The sequence below is a fragment of the Rhizobium sp. 'Codium 1' genome (assembly GCF_020889605.1).
Taxonomy (GTDB): Bacteria; Pseudomonadota; Alphaproteobacteria; order Rhizobiales; family Rhizobiaceae; genus Allorhizobium; species Allorhizobium algae.
The window spans coordinates 566,018-586,492 of record NZ_JAJGPW010000002.1; the positions used below are offsets into that span (position 1 = coordinate 566,018).

The window sequence follows — 20,475 nt, forward strand, 5'->3', positions numbered from 1 at the left end:
CATGATCGACATTATCGCACACAATCTCGCGCCGATCATGTTCACCAGCGTCATGCTGTTGCTGCTGCTCGGCTATCCCGTCGCCTTCACGCTCGCCGCCGGTGGATTGATCTACTTCGTGCTCGGCGTCGAACTCTCGGTCTTCTCTTCCGAGATCCGACTCTTCTGGCCTCTTCTGCAATCCCATCCCGAGCGCATCTACGGGATCATGTACAACGACACCCTGCTGTCGATCCCGTTCTTCACGCTGATGGGCATCATTCTCGAACGGTCACGCATGGCCGAAGATCTGCTCGACACGATCGGCCAGCTGTTCGGCCCCGTGCGCGGCGGCCTTGCCTATGCGGTCATTCTCGTTGGCGCGCTCCTCGGAGCAACCACGGGCGTCGTCGCCGCCTCGGTCATGGCCATGGGCCTGATCTCGCTGCCGATCATGCTGCGCTACAAATACAACGGCCCGCTCGTTTCGGGCACGATTGCAGCCTCCGGCACCCTCGCCCAGATCGTCCCGCCCTCGCTCGTCCTGATCGTCATGGCCGACCAGCTCGGCCGCTCGGTCGGCGACATGTATGTCGGCGCGCTCTATCCGGCCCTGATGATCATCGCCGCCTACTGCGCCTACATCTTCGCCGTGACGCTGATCAAACCGGAATGGGCACCGGCGCTTCCCAAGGAAGCCCGCACCCTGGGTGACGGCGTCACCTCGCTTTTCGTGATGATCGCAGTCGGCACCGGCCTCTATTTCCTTGGCTACCACATTCTCTTCACCGGCATTCCCAGCGCAGAATGGCAGCTCGTTGCCGCACTCGCCTTCGGTGTCACATCCGTCTACGTCTTTGCCCTGATCAACCGCGGCATGAACCTGAACATGATCTCCCGGCTGGCACAGCAGGTGATCATCGTCATGGTGCCGCCGCTGGCACTGATCTTCCTGGTTCTCGGCACCATCTTCCTCGGCATTGCAACGCCGACTGAAGGCGGCGCGATGGGAGCGACCGGGGCCCTGATCATCGCCACCGCCAAGGGACGCCTGACCCTTGGTATTCTGAAGAACGCGCTGGACGCCACCACGCGTCTCTCCGCCTTCGTCATGATGATCCTGATCGGCGCCCGCGTCTTCGGTCTGACCTTTTACGGCATCAACGGCAATGTCTGGATCGAAGATCTGATGCTCGCCCTGCCGGGTGGCGAATACGGCTTCCTGATCGTCGTGACGATCATCGTCTTCATCCTCGGCTGCTTCCTCGATTTCTTCGAAATCGCCTTCATCATGGTGCCGCTTCTGGTGCCGGTCGCGCAGAGTCACGGGATCGACCTTGTCTGGTTCGGCATCATTCTCGGCATCAACCTGCAGACCTCCTTCCTGACACCGCCTTTCGGTTTCTCGCTCTTCTACCTGCGCTCTGTCGCTCCCGAAGGACAATGGAAGGACCAGGTGACGGGACAGGTGCGGGCCGGCATCAAGACCGGAGACATCTACAAGGGGGTTCTTCCCTTCATCGTCATCCAGTTCCTGGCGATCGTCATTGTCATCGCCTTCCCGGGCATTGTGATGCATTACAAGGGCGATGCCGTGGTGCGAGATCCGAGCACGATCCAGATCACCATTCCGCAGCCGACAGGCGGAGGTGGCATCACAATGCCGGACTTCGGCCTCCCGCCGCTCGGCAGCGACAGCCAGGCACCCGCGGGCGCCACGGGTCAGCAGCCGTCATTCGGCCTGCCGCCCCTCGACCTTGGCCAGCCGCCGGCGGTCGAGCCACCGGCTGGGGCAACACCGGCGCCGCCACCGTCGATGGACCTGAGCCAACCACCTGTCATCCAGTAGGCTGCAGCACCAATCGGCTGCACCACGACCGAACTTCAAAACCCCGGCCTCAGCGCCGGGGTTTTCTTTCGCCGAAACTCGGCACAAAAAAAGCCCCGGTCACGAGGACCGGGGCTATAGAAATCAGAAGTTCAGCGACGTCTCAGAGCTTGTTGGCGCGCTGCTGCATCATCATGAAGGTGTCGAACGTGTAGTCAGGCAGCTGCATCCAGAGATACGCGTCCTTCTTGAACGCCAGCTGACTGTCATAGATCTTCTTGAAGCCAGCATTGGAGCCGTTGATCTCTTCATAAGTCGAGAGCGCAGCTTCGTAGCAGGCGGTCAGGATTTCCTGGCTGAACGGACGCAGGACAGCGCCGGAGCCGACCAGTTCCTTGACCGCGACCGGGTTCTTCACGTCGTACTTTGCAAGCATGTTGGCGTTCGCAAAGGCACAGGCATCCTGCAGGATCGCCTGGTAGTGGGGCGGAAGGCTGTTCCACTTTTCCAGGTTGACCATGGCGTGCAGGGCAGCACCACCTTCCCACCAGCCGGGATAGTAGTAGTACTGCGCGACCTTGAAGAAGCCGAGCTTCTGGTCGTCATAAGGACCGACCCATTCGGTAGCGTCGATCGTGCCCTTTTCAAGCGCCGGATAGATATCGCCGCCTGCGATCTGCTGCGGCACGACGCCGAGCTTTTCCATGACCTTGCCGGCGAAGCCGCCGATACGCATCTTCAGACCCTTGAGGTCGTCGAGTGTATTGATCTCCTTGCGGAACCAGCCACCCATCTGCGCGCCGGTATTGCCGGCAGGCAGGCCGTAGAGACCCTGGGTCGCGAAGAACTCATTCATTAGCTCATTGCCGCCGCCCTGATAGAACCAGGCGTTCTGCAAGCGGGCATTGAGACCGAAGGGAACAGCCGTCGCCAGGGCATAGGTCGGATCCTTGCCCCAGTAATAGTAGTTGGCGGTATGCGACATCTCGACGGTGCCGGCAGCGACCGCGTCGTTGGCCTGCAGACCGGGCACGATTTCGCCACCAGAGAAGACCTGGATTTCGAAATTGCCGTTGCTGGCAGCCTTGACGTGATCCGCAACGTCATTTGCGGCACCGAAAATGGTATCCAGCGCCTTCGGGAAAGACGAGGTCAGGCGCCACGTGACCTTTGGATTTTCCTGCGCGATGGCGGGCGCGGCGAGAACGGCGGACGCAGCAGCGCCTGCACCGGCAACCCCAGCCTTCTTGATGAATGAACGACGATCCATAAATTACCTCCCAGTTTGTTGCCCCACCGGCGGGCATCGTCGGCCCCTCCCGGCAGCGATGCGCGAGCTAACCATTTTAGCCAAGGCCTTTCAAGCGCTTGGGTCCTATTCTTTTGGGTGAGAAGACAGCATGTTGGAACTGCGAAGTCAGACCCACAGCCATGTTAGCGCGAACATGCAAACCCGGTAACATGAGCACGACCGGCGTTTATCGCGACAGGCGTCTTTACGGACCGAGCCGACCGCCACTCAAGATTGCATACGCGAACAATTGCCACCTGATCCGGACGCGTCAGCACACCGTCAAATCGCACCGTGTTTGAGGTCAAGGCGCTGGCCGACAATGACATTCAGTGCCGCTTTCTCCTGGCTCGGCCGTCGGAAGCCATGCCGAAGATGAAGACTGCTCCGCTCAGGGCAGCATCAGCAGGGCAAGGTCTGCGCCGGGCGCATCTGAGGCTTCGTAGGAAAAATGTCGACCGCGCACGAGCGTCAGCAGCGTCGCGCCATTGGCGTCGGAAATGCTTACACTTCCATCCTCGTTTTGCGTCCAGTTGCTCGCCCGCGCCAGACCAGGCCAGACCTCATCGCAATCCGGGGGCGCGAAGAAATCCCGGCTTCGGCTCGTCAATGCAGCCCCACGCTCCACCAGACACACCGTCTTGAGCGTAAAGTTTGACACCGAGAAAATGGCCGGCGGAGACGCCGAATGCACGTACATCGACAGCGCAACGGGTCGACCCGTCGCGAGAGCATCGGGAATGGTCCCAAGAACGATCGGATCTGCCGCGTCCCTAGCGATCTGCTGCGGCGCAGACCAGAAGGTGATCCCGACGGCAGAAATACACGCACACGACAATGCCGTCGCCACAATGACGAAAGAGGACTTCATCGGAGCATCCTTCAGCGCGAAACCTCATGATCGCCGCAGGATGCGACATCAAGCTTGCGGAAGGCTGGCCACCGAATCAGTGCATCGGGACAGGCGTCTCGGGAACCGGGGTCAGCGGGCGACCGCTGTCGAACCAGGCAATCACGTTGTCGGCCACGAGATCCGCCATGGCATCGCGCGTCGGCATCGAAGCCGAGGCGACATGCGGCAGAAGCGAGACGTTCGGCAGGTCGATGAGCGCCTGCGGCACATGTGGCTCCGCAGCGAATACATCGAGACCGGCAGCTGCGATCGTACCGTTCCGCAGCGCCTCGATCAGGGCGGGCTGATCCACGGTCGAGCCGCGACCGACATTGATCAGGACGCCGCTTGATCCCAGCGCCGTCAAGACCTCGGCATTGATCGCTCCGTTCGTCTGAGGGGTCGATGGGACGATCGAGATCAGGATGTCGACCGCCTTGGCCAGTCCGATCAGGCTGTCATGATAGGCATAGGACACGTCTTCGCGCGGGCGACGGGTATGGTAGGCGAGATCGACCTTGAACGGGGCGAGCCTGGCGGCGATCTCCATTCCGATGCGACCGAGGCCGTGAAGACCGACCTTGCGCCCTTTCAGGGACAGGGGCGAGAGCGGGAAAGCCCCTTCCCGCTCCCAACGCCCCTCACGCAGATAGTGCTCGGCCCGATAGAATTGGCGCACTGTGTTGAGAAGCAGTGCGATCGTGGTGTCTGCCACCTCGTCGTTGAGCACGTCGGGCGTATGCGTCACGACAATACCCCGAGCCGCAGCCGCACCCACATCGACGCCGTCATAGCCGACCCCGAAACTTCCGATCACCTCGAGCTTCGGCAGACGTTCGATCAGGGAAGCGGGGAAGCGCCCGGAGACGGCTGCACCGCGTACGCGCGCCAATTGCTCGGCCGTGGCTTCCGTCGCAGATGTGTCAGTGACGTCCAGAACATCGAAACGTTCTGCCAGACGGGCGCGCACACGGGGATGGATGCGACCGGGGATCAACACGAGGGTACGATCGGACATGACTGTCTCCTGACAATAGTAAAATGATGAGGCGGCCGGACGCGAGAGAGGCCGAGGTTCAGCGGCGGATCGGAGCCGTTGACTGACGGATTCGCATCTCGGGCTTGATCAGATGGATGCCGTCGGGCTCGTGGCTGCCGGCAAGTTTATCGAGCAAGGCACGCGCGGCAAGCCGTCCGACCTCCGCCTGCCCGTTCCAAACCGTTGTCAACGACGGCGTTGCGATCGAGGCTTCCTCCAGGTCGTCATAGCCGGTGACGGAAATATCCTGTCCTGGGATCAGTCCCGCGCGCGCGATGCCATTCATCAACCCGATCGCGACCAGGTCGTTCCAGCAGACGGCCGCCGTCGGCTTCTGCGGCAAGGACAGGAAATTGACTGCGGCCTCGAAGCCACCCTGCTTGGTTCTCGGCCCTGGAATACGCAGGCCCGGATCGACTTCGATCTCCGCCTTGCGCAACGCATTCACATAACCCTGATAGCGGTCTCTTCCTGTCGACGTCTGGTCCGTGCCGCCGATCATGGCAATCGACCGATGGCCAAGGCCGATCAGATGGTTGGTCGCCAGGGAAATGCCGTAGGTGTCGTCGCCGCGATAGATTGGCACATCGAGCCCATCCATCGAACGCGCGACGAAGATCGCCGGCATATTGTTGTTCTCGGCCAGCAATACGTCTTCCGGCGGTGTGCCGATGGCCGGCGACATGATCACGCCGTCGCCGCCGAGCTGCAGCAGCGTCTCGATGAACATGCGCTGCTTGTCGACGCTGTCGTAGTGATTGGAGAGAATGAAAGTATGACGGCTCCGGTCGAGCTCGGTCTCGATGGCTTTCAGGATTTCCCCGTAGAACGGGTTCATGATGTCATGCACGACAACACCGATGATTCCGGAACGCGAGGTGCGAAGGCTGGCAGCACGGCGGTTGTAGATATAGCCGAGCGCGCGCGCCTGATCCTTGATCTTTTCACGTGTATCGGCTGCAACCAGCGGGCTGTCGCGCAGGGCAAGCGATATGGTGGCAGTGGAAAGACCGAGCGTTTCCGCAATGGTCGAAAGCTTTACCTTTTGTGCCACGTTTCCTCCCTCGCAGCAGGCCGGCGGGCATTCGAGCCCTTAAACGATTTAATTAAACAATTTAATCCGGGATATCAATCGTCGTCGTCGGCGGTATCGGAGGATCTGGCAGCGGCTTGGCCTGAGAGATTGTCATCGATCACCGACAGCAGCTTCACGAGCGTCTTCAACTCTTTACCCGAGAGGCCCTGGACTGCCTGCGCTTCGCAGGACTGCATGGCTTCCTCGATGCGCGCGACGCTGCCACGCCCCTCGTCGGTGAGATAGACCTTGGTGAGCCGTCCGTCGCGGTCGTCGGTGCGGCGCTGGACGAAGCCCTGCGCTTCCATCCGCCCGATCGTGCGTGTCATGGTCGGCGCCTTGACCCCGAGCTGCTGCGCGAGCGCACCCGGCGTTTGACCATCCTCCTGGGCAAGCAGCTGGACCACCCCATCCTGCCCCGGATAGAGGCCGCTCTGGGCCAAGCCATGCGAGAGCCGCGTGCGAAGAGCCCGTGCGACCTGGGTCACGGCAGCGCTCAGCACGCCGGATCCCGGTGGGTTTTTCTTCTTGGGTTTCTTCTTTTCGCCGCGGTCCTTGTCGGCCTTGTCCTTTTTCGCCATGACTCTCCCCGGTGGACACGCGCTGCAACCCTCGCTTTATCCCGCTGCGATGGCTGGTTGCCATGCATAACGAAGATCAGGAGCTTAGACCAGATGGTGAAACCGGCGTCGTCCTTTGAACAGAACGAGCCGGCCCTTGCGCCCAGGGACCGCGCGGACTGGATTGCCGTGCTCCCGCTCGGCGCCCATGAACAGCATGGCCCGCACCTTCCCTTCGAGACCGACACGATCATTGCCTCGGGCATTGCAAGACGCCTGGCAGATACCCTCCCCGGACATCTTCCGGTGACCATCCTGCCGGTGGAACCGGTCGGCTACTCCGTCGAACACATGGATGTCCAAGGCACGCGCACGCTCACCTATGACGAAGCCATCGGGCGCTGGCTCGGCATCGCCGAGAGCCTGAACCGCCGGGGTATCCGAAAGCTCGTGCTGCTCAACGCCCATGGCGGCAACTCACCGCTGCTGACCATCGTGGCGACCGAAGCCCGCATCCGCTTCGACATGCTGATCGTCGCCACCAGCTGGACCCGCTTCGGTGTTCCAGCCGGCTGGATGCGGCCGGAGGACAAGGCGATCGACATCCATGGCGGCGATATCGAAACATCCGTCATGCTGGCGCTCGCTCCGGACCGGGTCGACATGGCAAAGGCCCGCCGCTTCCCTTCCCGCCAGTCGGAGTTTGCCACCCGCTACAAACACCTGCGCGCCTATGGCCCGCATGCCTTCGGCTGGAAGATGTCGGACCTCAACCAGGACGGCGTCGCCGGCAACGCGGCGGCCGCAACGGCAGAGCGAGGGGAGATGTTGATTGCTCATGCTCTTGAGGGACTGCTGGAGCTCCTGGACGACGTGAACAGGTTCGACATCTCCGACCTCGACACACCTTGACGAAAGCCTTTGAACTGGCGAAGCGGAACGCCTATATGGGGGTAATACCATTACAGCCGCATCGCCCGGCGCCCCCTGACATCAGAGGCTTTCATGACCGAAGCATCCGCGAAACCGACACCCGTCACCGTGCTTACCGGCTACCTCGGCTCCGGCAAGACGACACTGCTCAATCGCATCCTCTCCGAGAACCACGGCAAGAAATATGCCGTCATCGTCAATGAATTCGGCGAGATCGGCATCGACAACGATCTGATCGTCGAGTCGGACGAGGAAATCTACGAAATGAACAATGGCTGCGTTTGCTGCACGGTGCGTGGCGACCTGATCCGGGTCGTTGAAGGCCTGATGCGCCGCCCGGGCCGCTTCGACGGCATCATCGTCGAGACAACCGGCCTTGCCGACCCGGTCCCGGTCGCGCAGACCTTCTTCATGGACGACGACGTCCGCTCCAAGACGGAGCTGGATGCCGTCGTGGCTCTGGTCGACGCCAAGCATCTGCCGCTGCGCCTGAAGGACAGCCGTGAGGCCGAAGACCAGATCGCCTTCGCCGATGTCGTCGTGATCAACAAGTCCGATCTCGTCAGCCATGACGAACTGCACCAGATCGAGCACATCGTGCGCGCGATCAATCCGTCCGCTCGCATCTACTCGACAACCCGCTCGGGCGTCGATCTCGCCAAGGTCCTCGACCAGGGCGCCTTCAACCTCGAGCGCGCGCTGGAAAATGATCCCCATTTCCTCGATCATGACGACGCCGACCATGTCTGCGGTCCCGATTGCGGCCATGATCATCACCATCATGACCATGATCACGGGCATGACCACCAGCATCACGATCACGGTCACCATCACCACGATCACGCGCCTTCGGCGATCCACGATGTAACGGTCACGTCCGTCTCGTTGCGCGGCGGCGAAATGAATCCGGACCGCTTCTTCCCCTGGATCCAGAAGGTGACCCAGACGCAAGGCCCGAACATCCTGCGCCTCAAGGGCATCATCGCCTTCAAGGGCGACGAGGAACGCTATGTGGTCCAGGGCGTTCACATGATCGTGGAAGGCGATCACCAGCGCCCGTGGAAGGATGGCGAGAAGCGCGAAAGCCGCCTCGTCTTCATCGGCCGCGAGCTAGATCGCGAGAAGCTCGAAGCGAGCTTCAAGGCCTGCGAAGCCACCGCCTGACCGGAGCAATTTGCCCCTTAACGCCAAAACTCTGCCTGAAAGAAAGCCTGAACGTATGCCTACAGTCGCCCCTCTCGATATCGAAGGTCATGTTGTCTCGACCCATTTTCTCGGAGACATCCCGGTCTTTGCTGCAGCGACGGGCGCCATCCACCGACTGGATGGTGGCGAGAAGGTAACCGAGGCCAATGCCGGCCTCCTCACCTGCGTCAAGGATCCGGCGAGCCAGACGTTGCTGACCGGCGGCGAAGACGGCCGGGTGCTGCGCGTTGCCCATGACGGAACCGTCACCGAACTCGCCCATGTGCCGCGCAAGTGGATTTCGGTCGTGGCACCCGGCCCGCAAGGGGCGGTCGCCTATGCCCATGGCAAATCCACCTTCGTGCGCCTTGCGGACGGCACGACGAAGGAATTCACCGAAGAGCGCACGGTCGAGGCGGTCGATTTCGCTCCCAAGGGGCTGCGCATCGCGGTCGCCCGCTACAACGGCGTCACGCTCCATTGGGTCGGTACGGCAGGGGCTCCCGTGGATCTCGACTGGAAGGGCGCCCATACGGGCGTGACCTTCTCGCCTGACGGCCGCTTCGTCGTGACGATGATGCAGGAAAGTGCCCTGCATGGCTGGAAGCTCGACGGCAAGGCCGCCGACACCCGTCACATGCGCATGACAGGCTATCCTGCCAAGGTGAAGTCCCTCTCCTGGTCGCCCAAGGGCAAGTGGCTCGCCTCGTCCGGGGCGCCGGCTGCAATCGTCTGGCCCTTCTCCGGCAAGGACGGCCCGATGGGCAAGGCGCCGCTCGAACTCGGCACCCGCGCCAACATCCTCGTCACCCATGTCGCGTTCCACCCGATGGAAGAGGTTCTCGCCATCGGCTTCATCGACGGCATGATCCTCGCCGTGCGGGTTACAGACGGCAAGGAGGCGCTTCTGCGTCGTCCGGGCAAGGGTGCGGTCACCTCGCTTGCCTGGAGCAGCACCGGCAAGCTTCTGGCCTTCGCCTCCGAAGCGGGCGACTGCGGCGTCATCGACATCACCGGCTGATTGCTGACAGCAAGGCCTCGAAACCTCTTGTTTGCGTGCAGGTCCCGGACGTCATCGCCGCGCCGAATGCAAGATCTGCACTACGCTGGATGATACCTTCGACCAGCATTTTTAACCGCTGCGTCAGGACCGCAATCTCTCCATACTGCCGCCTGAACCCGGGCGAGCGGACACAAAAAAAGCCCGGCTTCCGCGAGGAAGCCGGGCTTTTCCGTATCCGTTGGATCCGATCAGAACTTGACGGCGAGGCCGACATTGACCGTGTGCTGGCTGAAATCGACGTCTGCGCCGCCGAGGTCGCCGTTGCCGAAATCGTTGTAACGATATTCGACGCGGGTGAACATGCGGTCGGTCAGGGCGTAGTCGACGCCACCACCGATGGTCCAACCATGCAGCGTGTCGTCGTCGCCAGCACCCTCAATGTTCGTGCCGGTGTAACCACCGGCTGCGAACAGCAGCGCGCGGTCCATAGCATAGCCGACGCGCGCACGAGCCGACCAGTTCATGCCGGTCTCGTAGTCTACGCCGGCTACGTTTTCTTCGTTCCAGTCGTAGTTCAGGTCGCCTTCGACACCGACGACCAGCTGGTTGCCGAGATCCCAGTTGTAACCTGCAAAGCCACCAAAGCGGGCGCCATCGAAGCTGTCGTCGATACCGCCGACTTCGCCGTCACCCCAACCATAGCCGGTCAGGATACCTGCATAGCCACCTGCCCAGGAAAACTGCGGCACGGTTTCGACAGACACCGGCGGCTCAGCCGGAGCTTCGTAGATTGCGTCAGCTGCAAAAGCCGAGGTCGAAATCGCCAGAGCGGCGGCAGATCCGAGAAGGATGCTCTTCATCATGTTTTTAACTCCTGTGTTACAAGGCCACTTATAACGCCACCTCTGGTTAAAGTATGTGATGATTATACAACATAACCATCTAAACCCAACCGGCGCTTTTGTTCCCGCCCGTGCGAAATAATTCGCGCCGGACCCCGCAGCAGGAAGCTTCGAACAGCAAAATGGTTCCTTGATATGGCGGAAAAAAGGACAACTGTGTCAGTAACACGTGGCCGATGTCTGAAATCCGCCACACCGGCAGCCGTGCAGCGATACGACGGCGCAGTATCCCGTCGTTCAAGCAACTGTGTGGCCACGCTTTTTTCCGCTCTGAGCCCGCAAGGCGGCAGACGGCGGATCCGCAACCAAAAGCGGAACGGGGAAACTCACAAATTTGAAAGCTGCGTCAAAGCAAAGGGCCCGGCGCGACGAGTCGCGACCGGGCCCTTCAGCGAGCATCCGGGAGCCTTGCTCAGGCTGCGCGGCGCAGGTCGGTCGGCTGCGACAGCTTGCGGCCTGATGGAACCACCATGCCGGCGGCTCCTTCGAGCCAGCCAGGCACGAGTTCCAGTGCCAGGAAGCGGTCGCGCGCAAACGGACCCGGCATCACCAGATGCTGCGTCTTGTCGGCAAAGAAGCCGAAGCGCTCGTAGTAAGGGGCGTCACCAACGAGAAGCACGGCGCCGTGTCCGCGCTTGCGGGCCTCGAGAAGCGCTGCCCGCATCAATGCGCCACCAATTCCCTTGCCCTCATGCATCGCATCGATGGCAAGCGGGCCGAGCAGCAGGGCATCGATCGCCCTGCCCTCACGGCAGATTCCGGCTTCGACGTTCCACAGGCGCACCGTACCGATGACATGGCCCGCGGCATCGCGCGCGACGAGCGCCAGGCCCTCGGCCGGAATCCGTCCATGACGGATCTTCTCCGATGACTTCTTGCGGCGATCGCGACCCATGGCGCGGTCGAGCAGCGCCTCGCGTGCGACGACGTCGGCAGGCGTTTCAATATCGATGACAAAGGCAGGCGCAGGCGCGAAAAGCGCACGCATGCTGGTCAGAACAGCGGCCATGTTGGCCTCCCATCCCAAGCGATGACGATGATTGTGAAGGTCCGCGCCGGTTGTCCGGCGCGGGAGACGTCAGATGACGTAGGACTTCAGCGGGTCGAAGCCGTTGAACGCCACCGCCGAATAGGTGGTGGTGTAGGCGCCGGTGCCCTCGATCAGAACCTCGTCGCCGATCGAAAGCGAGATCGGCAGCGGATACATGTTCTTCTCGTACATGACATCGGCCGAATCGCAGGTCGGACCGGCGAGAACGCAAGGCTCCATGGCATCGGCATCATGGGCGGTGCGGATCGGGTAACGGATCGCTTCGTCCATGGTTTCGGCGAGACCACCGAACTTGCCGATGTCGAGGAACACCCAGCGGTGCTCGTCATTGTCAGACTTCTTCGAGATCAGCACGACTTCCGCCTTGATCACGCCGGCATTGCCGACCATGCCGCGGCCGGGCTCAATGATGGTCTGCGGGATGTTGTTGCCGAAGTGCTTCTTCAGCGACTCCTTGATCGCCAGACCATAGGCTTCTGCCGACGGGATGTCGCGCAGGTACTTGGTCGGGAAACCGCCACCCATGTTGACCATCTTCAAGACGATGCCCAGCTTGGCCAGCGAATTGAACACACGCTTGGCGTCGGCAAGAGCGCCGTCCCAGGCATCGACCTTGGTCATCTGCGAGCCGACATGGAACGAGACGCCGAAGCTTTCGAGACCGAGCTGGTGGGCATAGACGAGAACGTCGACGGCCATCTGCGGCACGCAGCCGAACTTGCGGGAAAGCGGCCATTCGGCGCCGTCGCCGTCCGTCAGGACGCGGCAGAACACACGGGCGCGGGGAGCGGCACGAGCGATCTTCTCGACTTCCTCATGGCTGTCGACGGCATAGAGGTCAACACCGAGTGCAAACGCCCGGGCGATGTCGCGCTCCTTCTTGATGGTGTTGCCAAACGAGATGCGCGAGGCATCCGCACCGGCATCGAGCGCCATCTGGATTTCGGCAACGGAAGCGCAGTCGAAGTTCGAACCGAGCGAAGCCAGGAGCTGGAGGATCTCGGGCGCAGGGTTCGCCTTGACTGCGTAGTAGATGGCGCTGTCCGGCAGGGCATGACGGAAGGCACCGAAATTGTCACGCACGACATCGAGGTCAACCACGAGGCAGGGACCTTCAGGACGTCGGGTGTTGATGAAGTCGAGGATGCGTGCAGTGGTCATCGATCTAACCTTCCAAATTCCAGTTATCCGAGGCTGCCAAGCTTCGGATGGACAAAGGACGGCGAGACATCGCTCGAAACCAGTCGGTGGAGACACCGGTACCGTACGAACGCTCGACGCGCGAAACTATGGATCGAAACGCTCGATACCGAGCAAGTAGATCCGCTTTGTCTGCCATGGATTGGAGGGGAACCCTACCGCACTTCCGGCAATGATGGTGTGCCTCTGAAGTAACTCCGGCTGATGGAAAGCCGGAAGAGACTAGAAAGGCCCGCACCGTCGTTGCTTCGTATGTCCTCGCATTTTCCGGTTGGCCGGAATAGCGACTGGAGGGGTTAGTTCCAGGTACCTTACCGATAACCTCACCTTAGGGATAAATCCCAGTTCGAGGGTCGGCGGACACACACGGGCACGTGCGACTTTGGGCTGAACAGGACATAAGAAATGTGTTCGTCATAATCAAGAGGAAATTTTTGCCCTGCTTAATTTTGCTGCCCAGCATACTGTTCATTGAACAATTTCCTCCATACGTTCACAAACAGCGACAAATTGGGGGATTGAGATGGACACGCTCACGCGAATACGGGCCTTCATCGATGTGGTCGAAGCCGAGGGCTTTTCCGCAGCCGCCCGCAAGACCGGCCGTTCGAAGGCGCTTCTGTCCAAATATGTCAGGGAGCTCGAAGACGAACTCGGCGCGCTTCTGCTCAACCGCACCACGCGGCAATTCTCGCTGACGGAGGCCGGCCATACCTACTTTCGGACCGCCTCCGACATTCTGAAGGAGATCGACAACCTCGCCGATCTCGTGCGCGAGAACAATGCCGACCTCAAGGGCAAGCTCAAGGTGACGGTCCCCCGCACCTTCATCGACGCGGATGTCGGACAGTCCCTGATCGATTTCGCCAAGGAGAATCCGCAGATCTCGCTTGAAATCGTCGCCGAAGACCGCTTCGTCGATCTGATCGAGGAAGGCTTCGACCTCGGCATCCGAATCACCAAGCTCGACGATTCCGGAATGATCGCGCGCAAGCTCTCCGACTTCCAGGTCTATGCCTGCGCCACACCCGCCTTCGTTGCCGAGAACGGCCCGCTGACCCATCCGAGCGAGTTGTCGCGCGTTCCCTTCCTCATCGACACCAACTCGCGCTCGCACAACAGTCTGCGTTTCGTCGATACGAACGGCGAGAACATCTCGGTCAGCGTGACAGGCCCGATCGAGGTGAACAGTCCGCTGGCGACACTGAGGGCAGCCCGCGCCGGCATGGGCATCGCGATGATCCCGGATTTCATTGCCAGGCCCCATATCGCCTCCGGTGAACTCGTCTCGCTGTTCGACGACTTCATCGCCAAGGATCGTGGCATCTATGCCGTCTATCCGCATCGCCGCTATCTGCCGGCCAAGGTCCGCGCCCTCGTCGATTACCTTCACGCATGGTTCAAGCGCTATTCCTGAAAGGTATGGCGGGCACGAAGTCCCACTTTCGTCCCAATTATCGGACAGGGAGGGACCGTCAGCGGGAATGCGGGAAGGGTGTTTGAAGCATGCGGAAGAGCCTCGGTTACTGCGCGGCCGGAGCGGCCATGGCGTTTGCAGCGCCTGCCCTCTCCCATCCGCACATCTTTGCCGAAGCACGCGTGGAGATCGTTGCGACAGACGACGGCATGCTGAAGGAACTGCGCAATGTCTGGCGCTTCGACGACATCTTCTCCTCCAGCGTCCTCATGGATTTCGACAAGAACAGCGACCTGAAGCTCGACCATGACGAATTGAGCGAGATCGCAAACACGATCCGCGACTCGCTCGGCGACTACGGCTACTTCACCTTCATCACCGCGGATGGCGCATCGAGCGAAGTCGCCAAGCCGGAAATCTTCAATGTCGACTTCAAGGACAATCAGCTTCTCGTTTTCTTCGTCGCCAAGCCCAAGACGCCTGTAAAGATCGGCGGCTCCATGACCTTCGGCGTCTATGACCCCACGCTCTACACCGCGATCGACTTCGCCAAGGATGAGGACATGGTTGTCGAGGGCAAGCCATTCGAGGCCTGCACTCACAAGGTCGTCCGCCCCGATCCCGACCAGGTGATCGCCCAGAACCAGTCGAACCTGACGGAGGCCTTTTTCAGCGATCCGGCCGGTACGGACATGGGCAAGCTCTTCGCGACGCGGCTGGAGGTGACATGCTGAGGATCGCAGGGCGCCTGTTTCCCGCACGCTTCGCCGTCGCCGCCCTCGCCCTCTTCCTGCTCGCCGGCTTCGCACATGCCGCCTCGCCGCTCGGGATCGGCGCTGCCGAGCCGAGCTACCAGCCCGCAAGCGGCCCCTTCGCCGAAATCCTGGTATGGATCAACACCCACCAGCAGGCCTTTTATCGGTCTTTGACGAATGCGCTGAAGGCGATGCGCGAGGATCCCTGGAGCCTGGTCACCCTGGTCGGCCTCTCCTTCGCCTATGGCATTTTCCACGCCGCCGGTCCCGGCCACGGCAAGGCAGTGATCTCGTCCTATCTGCTTGCCAACGAGATCGAACTGCGCCGCGGCATTCTCGTCTCCTTCGTCTCGGCCTTCCTGCAGGCCTTCGTCGCCATCGCCGTAGTCGGCGTGACCTACATTTTCTTGCGCGGCACATCGATCAGCATGACCGCTGCGACGCAGACCCTGGAAATCGCGAGCTACGCGATGATCGTCGCCTTCGGCGTCTGGCTCCTGATACGCAAGCTGAGGGCTTCTTTCGCCAGAGTGACGCCGACGGGCACGAGCGGAGCCCTGTTCGGAGGGGCTGATACCACAGCCGCCGGCAGCGTTACGGCCTCGCTCTTTGCCGAACCGGCGACACTATCGACACCGCGCGATACGGCCGGCTCCCGCTTCCGGGCCATGGCCGTCGCCCATGACCATGATGCCCTGGCGCCGGGCTCCGTCTGCCATGAATGCGGAATAGCCCACGCGCCGGATCCGAGCCTTGTCGGCGGCAATACCTTCAGCCTACGGGATGCCTGGTCGGCCGTGATTGCAGTTGGCATGCGCCCCTGCTCCGGCGCATTGCTCGTCATGACCTTTTCACTGTTGAACGGTCTGCTGCTTGGCGGAATACTCTCGGTCCTCGCCATGGCGCTCGGCACGGCAATAACGGTCTCGGTATTGGCAAGCCTCGCCGTCGGCGCCAAGAGCGTGGCCCTCCGGCTCTCCGGCCCCGGCTCACGCCGCGCCGGTATCGTTGCCGGCTCCATCGAAGTGGCGGCGGCAGTGCTCGTCATTCTGCTCGGGGCGCTGCTGCTCGCTGCGAGTCTGACGGCTTGAGCCGATCAGCTCTCGTCCGGCTCGTGGCTCCGCTGATAACGCGAGCGCAGCCACAGGATCAGGAAGATCGCCATCAGCGCAATGGCGCCGACAAAGGCGCCCAGTTCCGGCGAATAGCGGCCGATCCAAAGCACGACGGTCGGCACGAGCAGCATCAGCCCGAAGATGACGGCAACGACAACTGCGGCCTGTCTCGTCTGTGAGCGGGAGGACGGTGCAGCCGCACCCTGCCTTGCGATCTTCTTCGGCTCCGGCAGAAAGCGGAAGGCATAAACCACGAGCCCTATCACCACACAAAGGCCGACCGACAAGGCGACGGTGGCATTCTTGTAGCTTCCATAGGCCAGTGCTGCGACGACAACGGCGGTGCCGGCATAGAGGATGATGCTGAAGATGTTCGGCTTCACGATGTGATTTCCTATCAGGTCTGGGCCGCGGCCAGCTCGGCCCGCAGGTCTTCCAGCCGGCGCTTCTGGCGTCCGACCTCGTCGAAATTTTGAGGATCGAGCCAGGCCTCGAATGCGGCCCGGTTCAGTGGCCATTCTCTGTCGATCATCGAGAACCAGGCCGTGTCGCGGTTCTTTCCCTTGGACAGCATGTGCTGGCGGAAGACGCCCTCGAAGCTGAAACCGTAGCGTTTCGCCGTCACCTTGCTCGGCACGTTCTCGTTATGGCACTTCCACTCGTACCGGCGGTAACCGAGATCATCGAAGACATGCCGCGCGAGCAGGTAATGCGCTTCGGTCGCGAGAGGCGAACGGCTCATCGCGGGGCCATGTGCGACGCCACCGACCTCGACAACGCCGTTTGCCGGATCGGGCCGCATGTAGTTGGCCATGCCGACGACCGTCCCGGTCGCCCTGTCGAGAAACACCTCGGTGATCCATCCGCTTTTCTGGACGGCAGTCAGCCATGCGTCGAAATCATCGATCCCGGCAAAGTCCGGCTGGGTGAAATAGGTGAGCAGCGAATTGACCTCATGGCCACCCAGGCCCTCCCACAAGGTTTTAAGATGGGTCGCGCGATCATAGGGTTCGACCACGACGAACCGCCCCTCCAGCCGGACGGGCTGTGGCGCCGGACATCCCTTGAAGGTGGACAGGTCACGCATGGCAGAACCTCAGGCTGATCAATCGTCCGAGGCTTAAGTCAGGCAGGCGACAAAGGCAACCGTCGGAGCGGCACCCGGGCGGACCGGATGCCGCAGGCGATCAGAGACTGATCTTGGCGGAGGCCACGGTCGCCTCGATATGATCGACCAGCGCGTCCGGAAGGCCAAGACGGCCGGCGAGCATGTCGAGATAGCCGCGTTCAGTGCGGGTGTCCGGTTCGATGGTGAGGCGCGAAGCGGTGTAGATTTCGACCCGCTGTTCCTCGGTCTGGGCCGAGGCGACAAGCGCATCGAGATCGATCGGCCTTGCGAGCTCCGCGTCGATGAAAGCTTCCGCTTCCGTGCCGAGACCGGACAGATGCACCTTGTCCATGATCCGCGACCGTTCGCCCGCGTCGATATGACCGTCGACCTTGGCGGCCGCGATCATTGCACGCACCAACGACAAGGCAAAGTCGTTGGAAACGGCCTGGGGCTCAGTGCTGAAAGGCGAATCCTTCGGCGGCGGCAGAAGTTCGGGCAGCGCCTGGGACGGTTCAGGTTTCTGACCGGCCTGGTAATTCTTGTAGGCCTGATAGCCGAGACCGGCGATCACGGCGAGACCGCCGAGCTTCAAGGCGTTACCGCCAATCGAGCGGCCGGTCTTCGTGCCAAGCAGAACGGCCGCAAGAGCGCCACTCTTCCAGGGATTGGCCTTGGCCATCCCCAGGAGATCATTGCCCTTCTGGCCGATCGACCCGGATCCTCCCGGCACCTGTGATCCCAGGAACTGATCCAGCAGCTTCTTGGCGTCGAACATCTTGGTCTCCTTGTTGTCTCTGTCGCTCCCTAGATAGGAAGCGACTTCGATTTTACAAAGAGCGTGACGATGGAGCCGACGTGAATGTCAGCCCTTGAGGGCTGCGGCTTCGCTGGCGAGTTTGGTGATGCCTGCCCAGTCACCGGCCGAGACCAGTTCCTTCGGCGCAACCCACGAACCGCCGACGCAGACGACGTTCGGCAGCGACAGATAGTCCATGGCGTTCTTCAACGAGATACCGCCGGTCGGGCAGAACAGCGTGCCGGCGAGCGGCGAAGACAGCGCCTTGAGATAGGCGGCACCGCCAGCCTGTTCTGCGGGGAAGAACTTCAGAACCTTGTAGCCCTCTTCACGCAGCGCCATGACTTCGGACGCGGTCGCCGCACCCGGAAGCAGCGGAATGTCCGACTGGCGGGCGACATCGAGCAATTCCTGCGTCGTGCCGGGGCTGACGATGAACTGCGAACCGGCATCGACGGCTGCCGCATAATGGGCGGCATTGAGGATCGTGCCGGCGCCGACCACGGCGCCCTCGACTTCCCGTGCCACCAGACGCACGGCTTCGAGCGCGGCTGCGGTGCGCAGCGTGATCTCGATTGCCTTCAATCCGCCTGCGACAAGCGCGCGCGCCAGAGGCACTGCGGTCTTGGCATCCTCGATGATCAGGACCGGCACGACCGGCTGAAGTTTCAGGGTGGAGAGGAGCTTTTCGGTTTTATCGCCCATGGCAGGACCCTCTTTTAAAACGATTAGATCGGCAATTCACTAACGCGCGACGACTTCGATGTCGAGCCCGACAGGTAACACGGAATCTTTCGGGTTTCCTAACACTCCGGCCTCCGCTATGGTCCGGCGGCGGAATATTTTCGGGGCGTGAGCATATGGCGAAGGAAATCGAGCGCAAGTTTCTCGTCCGGACCGATGGCTGGAAAAGCTCCGTCACTTCCGAAACGCGAATTCGGCAAGCCTATATCGCCGCCGAGGCGGATCGCTCGGTGCGCGTCCGCACCCGCAATGACGAGACCGCCCAACTGACGATAAAATTCGGCAAGGGCATGCTCACGCGCGACGAATTCGAATACCCGATCTCCCATGACGACGCCTTGGAAATGCTGGCCTTCTCGATTGGAAACGTCATCGAAAAGACCCGCTTTACCGTGAACTTCGAGGGCTTCACCTGGGAAATCGACGTGTTCGAGGGTGTCTATCGCGGGCTCATCACCGCCGAGGTGGAGATGGCTTCCGAAGACGATGCCCCGGCGCTGCCGGCCTGGCTCGGCCGCGAGGTGACCGGGGACAAGCGCTATTCCAACCAGGTCCTCGCCACTGAGCGCACGCGGCCGGAGCTGGTGCATGCCATATCGCATTAGGCCGGACCGCCCGCTTCTCGCCGAGGTGCAAAGCGTTGCACGCCGGGAACTGGAAAAGGCGATCGAGACGCTGGAGGCGAGACCGGAGGGGCTGCACGAGGCGATCCATGCGGCCCGCAAGATCTTCAAGCGCCTGCGCAATCTCTATCGCCTTGTGGCGCGGGGCGACAAGGCTTTCTGGCGCCGGGAGAATACGAGATTGCGCGAGGCCGGCCGCAGCCTCTCGAGCATCCGCGATGCCACGGCCCTGATCGAGACGGTCGAGCACCTCTCGGTCCACGCCCTGACCGACGACGAGGCCGAGACACTCGCGGCAGCCCGCGAAGTGCTGGCCCTGCGCCGAGACGACATCGCCGAGAGCGAACGCGACCTTCAGGCCAAAGTGTCCGGTGTCGTTACCGAATGCCGGGCCGCTGTCTCGGCCCTGCACGATCTTTCCCTGCCCTCGAAAGCCGGCCATACCGCTCGTCTCGTCGCCCGGGGCTGGCGCAGAAGCCTCGACGAGGCCCACGAGGCGCTGGACACCTGCAAGGGCGAGAGCCATGGCGAAGCCTTCCATGACCTTCGCAAGGCCTCGCAAGCCTACTGGATGAACCTGTCCCTGCTGAGCGACCTCTGGCCGAGCGCCTTTTGTGCAAAGCGCCGGGACGCCAAGAGACTTGTCGACCTGCTCGGCCACGAACACGACCTGACGGTGCTCATCACCCTGCTCGACCACGAACCGGAGATCTTCGGCAACGGGGAAGGTCAGTCCTTCCTGCTAGCCATCATCATCCGTCGCCAGATGGACCTGCGCCGCGAGGCTCTGACCTTGGCCGGCCGCATCTTTGCCGACGCCGCGAAGGACGAGGCCGACATCATCGAGACCCTGTGGATGAGGGCAGCGATCCAGCGCCGGACCGGTTGATCCCGGCCACCGCCCGTCCCCAGGCGCAAGAATTGACAAATCTCAAACTTGGCGCGGCCAGCGGAAATCCGTTGCGCTGCAGGGGGA

21 protein-coding genes are annotated in these 20,475 nt (G+C 61.7%); 9 read left to right on the forward strand and 12 right to left on the reverse strand.

Annotation, left to right across the window (positions count from 1 at the left end; genetic code table 11):
• Position 1 precedes the first annotated feature (1 nt).
• Complete coding sequence (locus LJE98_RS07840; RefSeq protein WP_229574599.1) at positions 2–1,828, forward strand: TRAP transporter large permease; 1,827 nt, start codon at positions 2–4, stop codon at positions 1,826–1,828.
• A 142-nt stretch (positions 1,829–1,970) separates the two neighbouring features.
• Here the strand turns inward: LJE98_RS07840 and LJE98_RS07845 are convergent, their stop codons facing one another.
• From LJE98_RS07845 to LJE98_RS07865, 5 genes are all read right to left on the reverse strand, one after another.
• Entirely contained in the window at positions 1,971–3,077 is a 1,107-nt protein-coding gene (locus LJE98_RS07845) for a TRAP transporter substrate-binding protein (protein WP_229574600.1), read from the reverse strand.
• Between the two features lie 412 nt (positions 3,078–3,489).
• Positions 3,490–3,969 (reverse strand): hypothetical protein, encoded by a 480-nt coding sequence (locus tag LJE98_RS07850; RefSeq protein ID WP_229574601.1) that lies wholly within the window; start codon positions 3,967–3,969, stop codon positions 3,490–3,492.
• A gap of 76 nt (positions 3,970–4,045) precedes the next feature.
• On the reverse strand, positions 4,046–5,008 hold the full coding sequence (locus LJE98_RS07855; protein WP_229574602.1) for a 2-hydroxyacid dehydrogenase: 963 nt from the start codon (positions 5,006–5,008) through the stop codon (positions 4,046–4,048).
• A 58-nt stretch (positions 5,009–5,066) separates the two neighbouring features.
• The gene (locus LJE98_RS07860) at positions 5,067–6,083 is read right to left on the reverse strand and encodes a LacI family DNA-binding transcriptional regulator (protein ID WP_229574603.1); all 1,017 of its coding nucleotides are present in this window, start codon (positions 6,081–6,083) and stop codon (positions 5,067–5,069) included.
• Positions 6,084–6,157: 74 nt separating this feature from the next.
• A complete protein-coding gene (locus LJE98_RS07865) occupies positions 6,158–6,685 on the reverse strand; it encodes a MarR family winged helix-turn-helix transcriptional regulator (RefSeq protein WP_229574604.1) in 528 nt (175 codons plus the stop codon).
• 93 nt (positions 6,686–6,778) lie between these two features.
• On the opposite strand from LJE98_RS07865, the gene LJE98_RS07870 reads away from it, so the two are divergent.
• The 3 genes from LJE98_RS07870 (at position 6,779) to LJE98_RS07880 (ending at position 9,803) form a co-directional block, all read left to right on the forward strand.
• On the forward strand, positions 6,779–7,576 hold the full coding sequence (locus LJE98_RS07870) for a creatininase family protein (RefSeq protein ID WP_229574605.1): 798 nt from the start codon (positions 6,779–6,781) through the stop codon (positions 7,574–7,576).
• A gap of 93 nt (positions 7,577–7,669) precedes the next feature.
• The gene (locus LJE98_RS07875) at positions 7,670–8,761 is read left to right on the forward strand and encodes a CobW family GTP-binding protein (RefSeq protein WP_229574606.1); all 1,092 of its coding nucleotides are present in this window, start codon (positions 7,670–7,672) and stop codon (positions 8,759–8,761) included.
• A 55-nt stretch (positions 8,762–8,816) separates the two neighbouring features.
• Positions 8,817–9,803, forward strand: coding sequence for a WD40 repeat domain-containing protein (locus tag LJE98_RS07880; RefSeq protein WP_229574607.1), 987 nt, complete (start codon positions 8,817–8,819; stop codon positions 9,801–9,803).
• A gap of 230 nt (positions 9,804–10,033) precedes the next feature.
• On the opposite strand, the gene LJE98_RS07885 is transcribed toward LJE98_RS07880, so the two are convergent.
• From LJE98_RS07885 to odc2, 3 genes are all read right to left on the reverse strand, one after another.
• On the reverse strand, positions 10,034–10,645 hold the full coding sequence (locus LJE98_RS07885) for an outer membrane protein (protein ID WP_229574950.1): 612 nt from the start codon (positions 10,643–10,645) through the stop codon (positions 10,034–10,036).
• Positions 10,646–11,099: 454 nt separating this feature from the next.
• Positions 11,100–11,696: a GNAT family N-acetyltransferase gene (locus LJE98_RS07890; RefSeq protein WP_229574608.1), complete on the reverse strand. Its 597-nt coding sequence runs from the start codon at positions 11,694–11,696 to the stop codon at positions 11,100–11,102.
• Between the two features lie 69 nt (positions 11,697–11,765).
• The gene (odc2, locus tag LJE98_RS07895) at positions 11,766–12,899 is read right to left on the reverse strand and encodes an ornithine/lysine decarboxylase (RefSeq protein ID WP_229574609.1); all 1,134 of its coding nucleotides are present in this window, start codon (positions 12,897–12,899) and stop codon (positions 11,766–11,768) included.
• Between the two features lie 562 nt (positions 12,900–13,461).
• On the opposite strand from odc2, the gene LJE98_RS07900 reads away from it, so the two are divergent.
• The 3 genes from LJE98_RS07900 to LJE98_RS07910 all read left to right on the forward strand — a co-directional run bounded on the left by LJE98_RS07900 (position 13,462) and on the right by LJE98_RS07910 (position 16,201).
• Complete coding sequence (locus LJE98_RS07900) at positions 13,462–14,355, forward strand: LysR family transcriptional regulator (protein WP_229574610.1); 894 nt, start codon at positions 13,462–13,464, stop codon at positions 14,353–14,355.
• Positions 14,356–14,444: 89 nt separating this feature from the next.
• Positions 14,445–15,089 (forward strand): DUF1007 family protein, encoded by a 645-nt coding sequence (locus LJE98_RS07905; protein WP_420710107.1) that lies wholly within the window; start codon positions 14,445–14,447, stop codon positions 15,087–15,089.
• A complete protein-coding gene (locus LJE98_RS07910) occupies positions 15,083–16,201 on the forward strand; it encodes a nickel/cobalt transporter (RefSeq protein ID WP_229574611.1) in 1,119 nt (372 codons plus the stop codon). Before LJE98_RS07905 ends, LJE98_RS07910 begins: the two co-directional genes overlap by 7 nt.
• A 5-nt stretch (positions 16,202–16,206) precedes the next feature.
• Here LJE98_RS07910 and LJE98_RS07915 read toward each other — a convergent pair whose 3' ends face one another.
• The 4 genes from LJE98_RS07915 to LJE98_RS07930 form a co-directional block, all read right to left on the reverse strand.
• Positions 16,207–16,608 (reverse strand): hypothetical protein, encoded by a 402-nt coding sequence (locus LJE98_RS07915; RefSeq protein ID WP_229574612.1) that lies wholly within the window; start codon positions 16,606–16,608, stop codon positions 16,207–16,209.
• Positions 16,609–16,622: 14 nt separating this feature from the next.
• On the reverse strand, positions 16,623–17,312 hold the full coding sequence (locus LJE98_RS07920; protein WP_229574613.1) for a GNAT family N-acetyltransferase: 690 nt from the start codon (positions 17,310–17,312) through the stop codon (positions 16,623–16,625).
• A gap of 100 nt (positions 17,313–17,412) precedes the next feature.
• The gene (locus LJE98_RS07925) at positions 17,413–18,111 is read right to left on the reverse strand and encodes a tellurite resistance TerB family protein (protein ID WP_229574614.1); all 699 of its coding nucleotides are present in this window, start codon (positions 18,109–18,111) and stop codon (positions 17,413–17,415) included.
• 87 nt (positions 18,112–18,198) lie between these two features.
• Positions 18,199–18,837 carry a 2-dehydro-3-deoxy-phosphogluconate aldolase gene (locus tag LJE98_RS07930; RefSeq protein ID WP_229574615.1) on the reverse strand — a complete coding sequence of 213 codons (639 nt, stop codon included), beginning with the start codon at positions 18,835–18,837 and terminating at the stop codon, positions 18,199–18,201.
• 155 nt (positions 18,838–18,992) lie between these two features.
• On the opposite strand from LJE98_RS07930, the gene LJE98_RS07935 reads away from it, so the two are divergent.
• Both LJE98_RS07935 and LJE98_RS07940 read left to right on the forward strand, forming a co-directional pair.
• Positions 18,993–19,481, forward strand: a complete 489-nt coding sequence (locus LJE98_RS07935) for a CYTH domain-containing protein (RefSeq protein ID WP_229574616.1) — start codon at positions 18,993–18,995, stop codon at positions 19,479–19,481.
• Positions 19,465–20,388, forward strand: coding sequence for a CHAD domain-containing protein (locus LJE98_RS07940; RefSeq protein ID WP_229574617.1), 924 nt, complete (start codon positions 19,465–19,467; stop codon positions 20,386–20,388). Before LJE98_RS07935 ends, LJE98_RS07940 begins: the two co-directional genes overlap by 17 nt.
• The last annotated feature ends 87 nt before the right edge of the window (positions 20,389–20,475 follow it).

What these genes read in the sequence shown, in the direction of transcription:
- LJE98_RS07840 (WP_229574599.1), top strand. Translation starts at nt 2, where the DNA reads ATGATCGACATTATCGCACACAATCTCGCGCCGATCATGTTCACCAGC.
- LJE98_RS07845 (WP_229574600.1), bottom strand. Translation starts at nt 3,077, where the DNA reads ATGGATCGTCGTTCATTCATCAAGAAGGCTGGGGTTGCCGGTGCAGGC.
- LJE98_RS07850 (WP_229574601.1), bottom strand. Translation starts at nt 3,969, where the DNA reads ATGAAGTCCTCTTTCGTCATTGTGGCGACGGCATTGTCGTGTGCGTGT.
- LJE98_RS07855 (WP_229574602.1), bottom strand. Translation starts at nt 5,008, where the DNA reads ATGTCCGATCGTACCCTCGTGTTGATCCCCGGTCGCATCCATCCCCGT.
- LJE98_RS07865 (WP_229574604.1), bottom strand. Translation starts at nt 6,685, where the DNA reads ATGGCGAAAAAGGACAAGGCCGACAAGGACCGCGGCGAAAAGAAGAAA.
- LJE98_RS07870 (WP_229574605.1), top strand. Translation starts at nt 6,779, where the DNA reads ATGGTGAAACCGGCGTCGTCCTTTGAACAGAACGAGCCGGCCCTTGCG.
- LJE98_RS07875 (WP_229574606.1), top strand. Translation starts at nt 7,670, where the DNA reads ATGACCGAAGCATCCGCGAAACCGACACCCGTCACCGTGCTTACCGGC.
- LJE98_RS07880 (WP_229574607.1), top strand. Translation starts at nt 8,817, where the DNA reads ATGCCTACAGTCGCCCCTCTCGATATCGAAGGTCATGTTGTCTCGACC.
- LJE98_RS07885 (WP_229574950.1), bottom strand. Translation starts at nt 10,645, where the DNA reads ATGAAGAGCATCCTTCTCGGATCTGCCGCCGCTCTGGCGATTTCGACC.
- LJE98_RS07890 (WP_229574608.1), bottom strand. Translation starts at nt 11,696, where the DNA reads ATGGCCGCTGTTCTGACCAGCATGCGTGCGCTTTTCGCGCCTGCGCCT.
- odc2 (WP_229574609.1), bottom strand. Translation starts at nt 12,899, where the DNA reads ATGACCACTGCACGCATCCTCGACTTCATCAACACCCGACGTCCTGAA.
- LJE98_RS07900 (WP_229574610.1), top strand. Translation starts at nt 13,462, where the DNA reads ATGGACACGCTCACGCGAATACGGGCCTTCATCGATGTGGTCGAAGCC.
- LJE98_RS07905 (WP_420710107.1), top strand. Translation starts at nt 14,445, where the DNA reads ATGCGGAAGAGCCTCGGTTACTGCGCGGCCGGAGCGGCCATGGCGTTT.
- LJE98_RS07910 (WP_229574611.1), top strand. Translation starts at nt 15,083, where the DNA reads ATGCTGAGGATCGCAGGGCGCCTGTTTCCCGCACGCTTCGCCGTCGCC.
- LJE98_RS07920 (WP_229574613.1), bottom strand. Translation starts at nt 17,312, where the DNA reads ATGCGTGACCTGTCCACCTTCAAGGGATGTCCGGCGCCACAGCCCGTC.
- LJE98_RS07925 (WP_229574614.1), bottom strand. Translation starts at nt 18,111, where the DNA reads ATGTTCGACGCCAAGAAGCTGCTGGATCAGTTCCTGGGATCACAGGTG.
- LJE98_RS07930 (WP_229574615.1), bottom strand. Translation starts at nt 18,837, where the DNA reads ATGGGCGATAAAACCGAAAAGCTCCTCTCCACCCTGAAACTTCAGCCG.
- LJE98_RS07935 (WP_229574616.1), top strand. Translation starts at nt 18,993, where the DNA reads ATGGCGAAGGAAATCGAGCGCAAGTTTCTCGTCCGGACCGATGGCTGG.
- LJE98_RS07940 (WP_229574617.1), top strand. Translation starts at nt 19,465, where the DNA reads ATGCCATATCGCATTAGGCCGGACCGCCCGCTTCTCGCCGAGGTGCAA.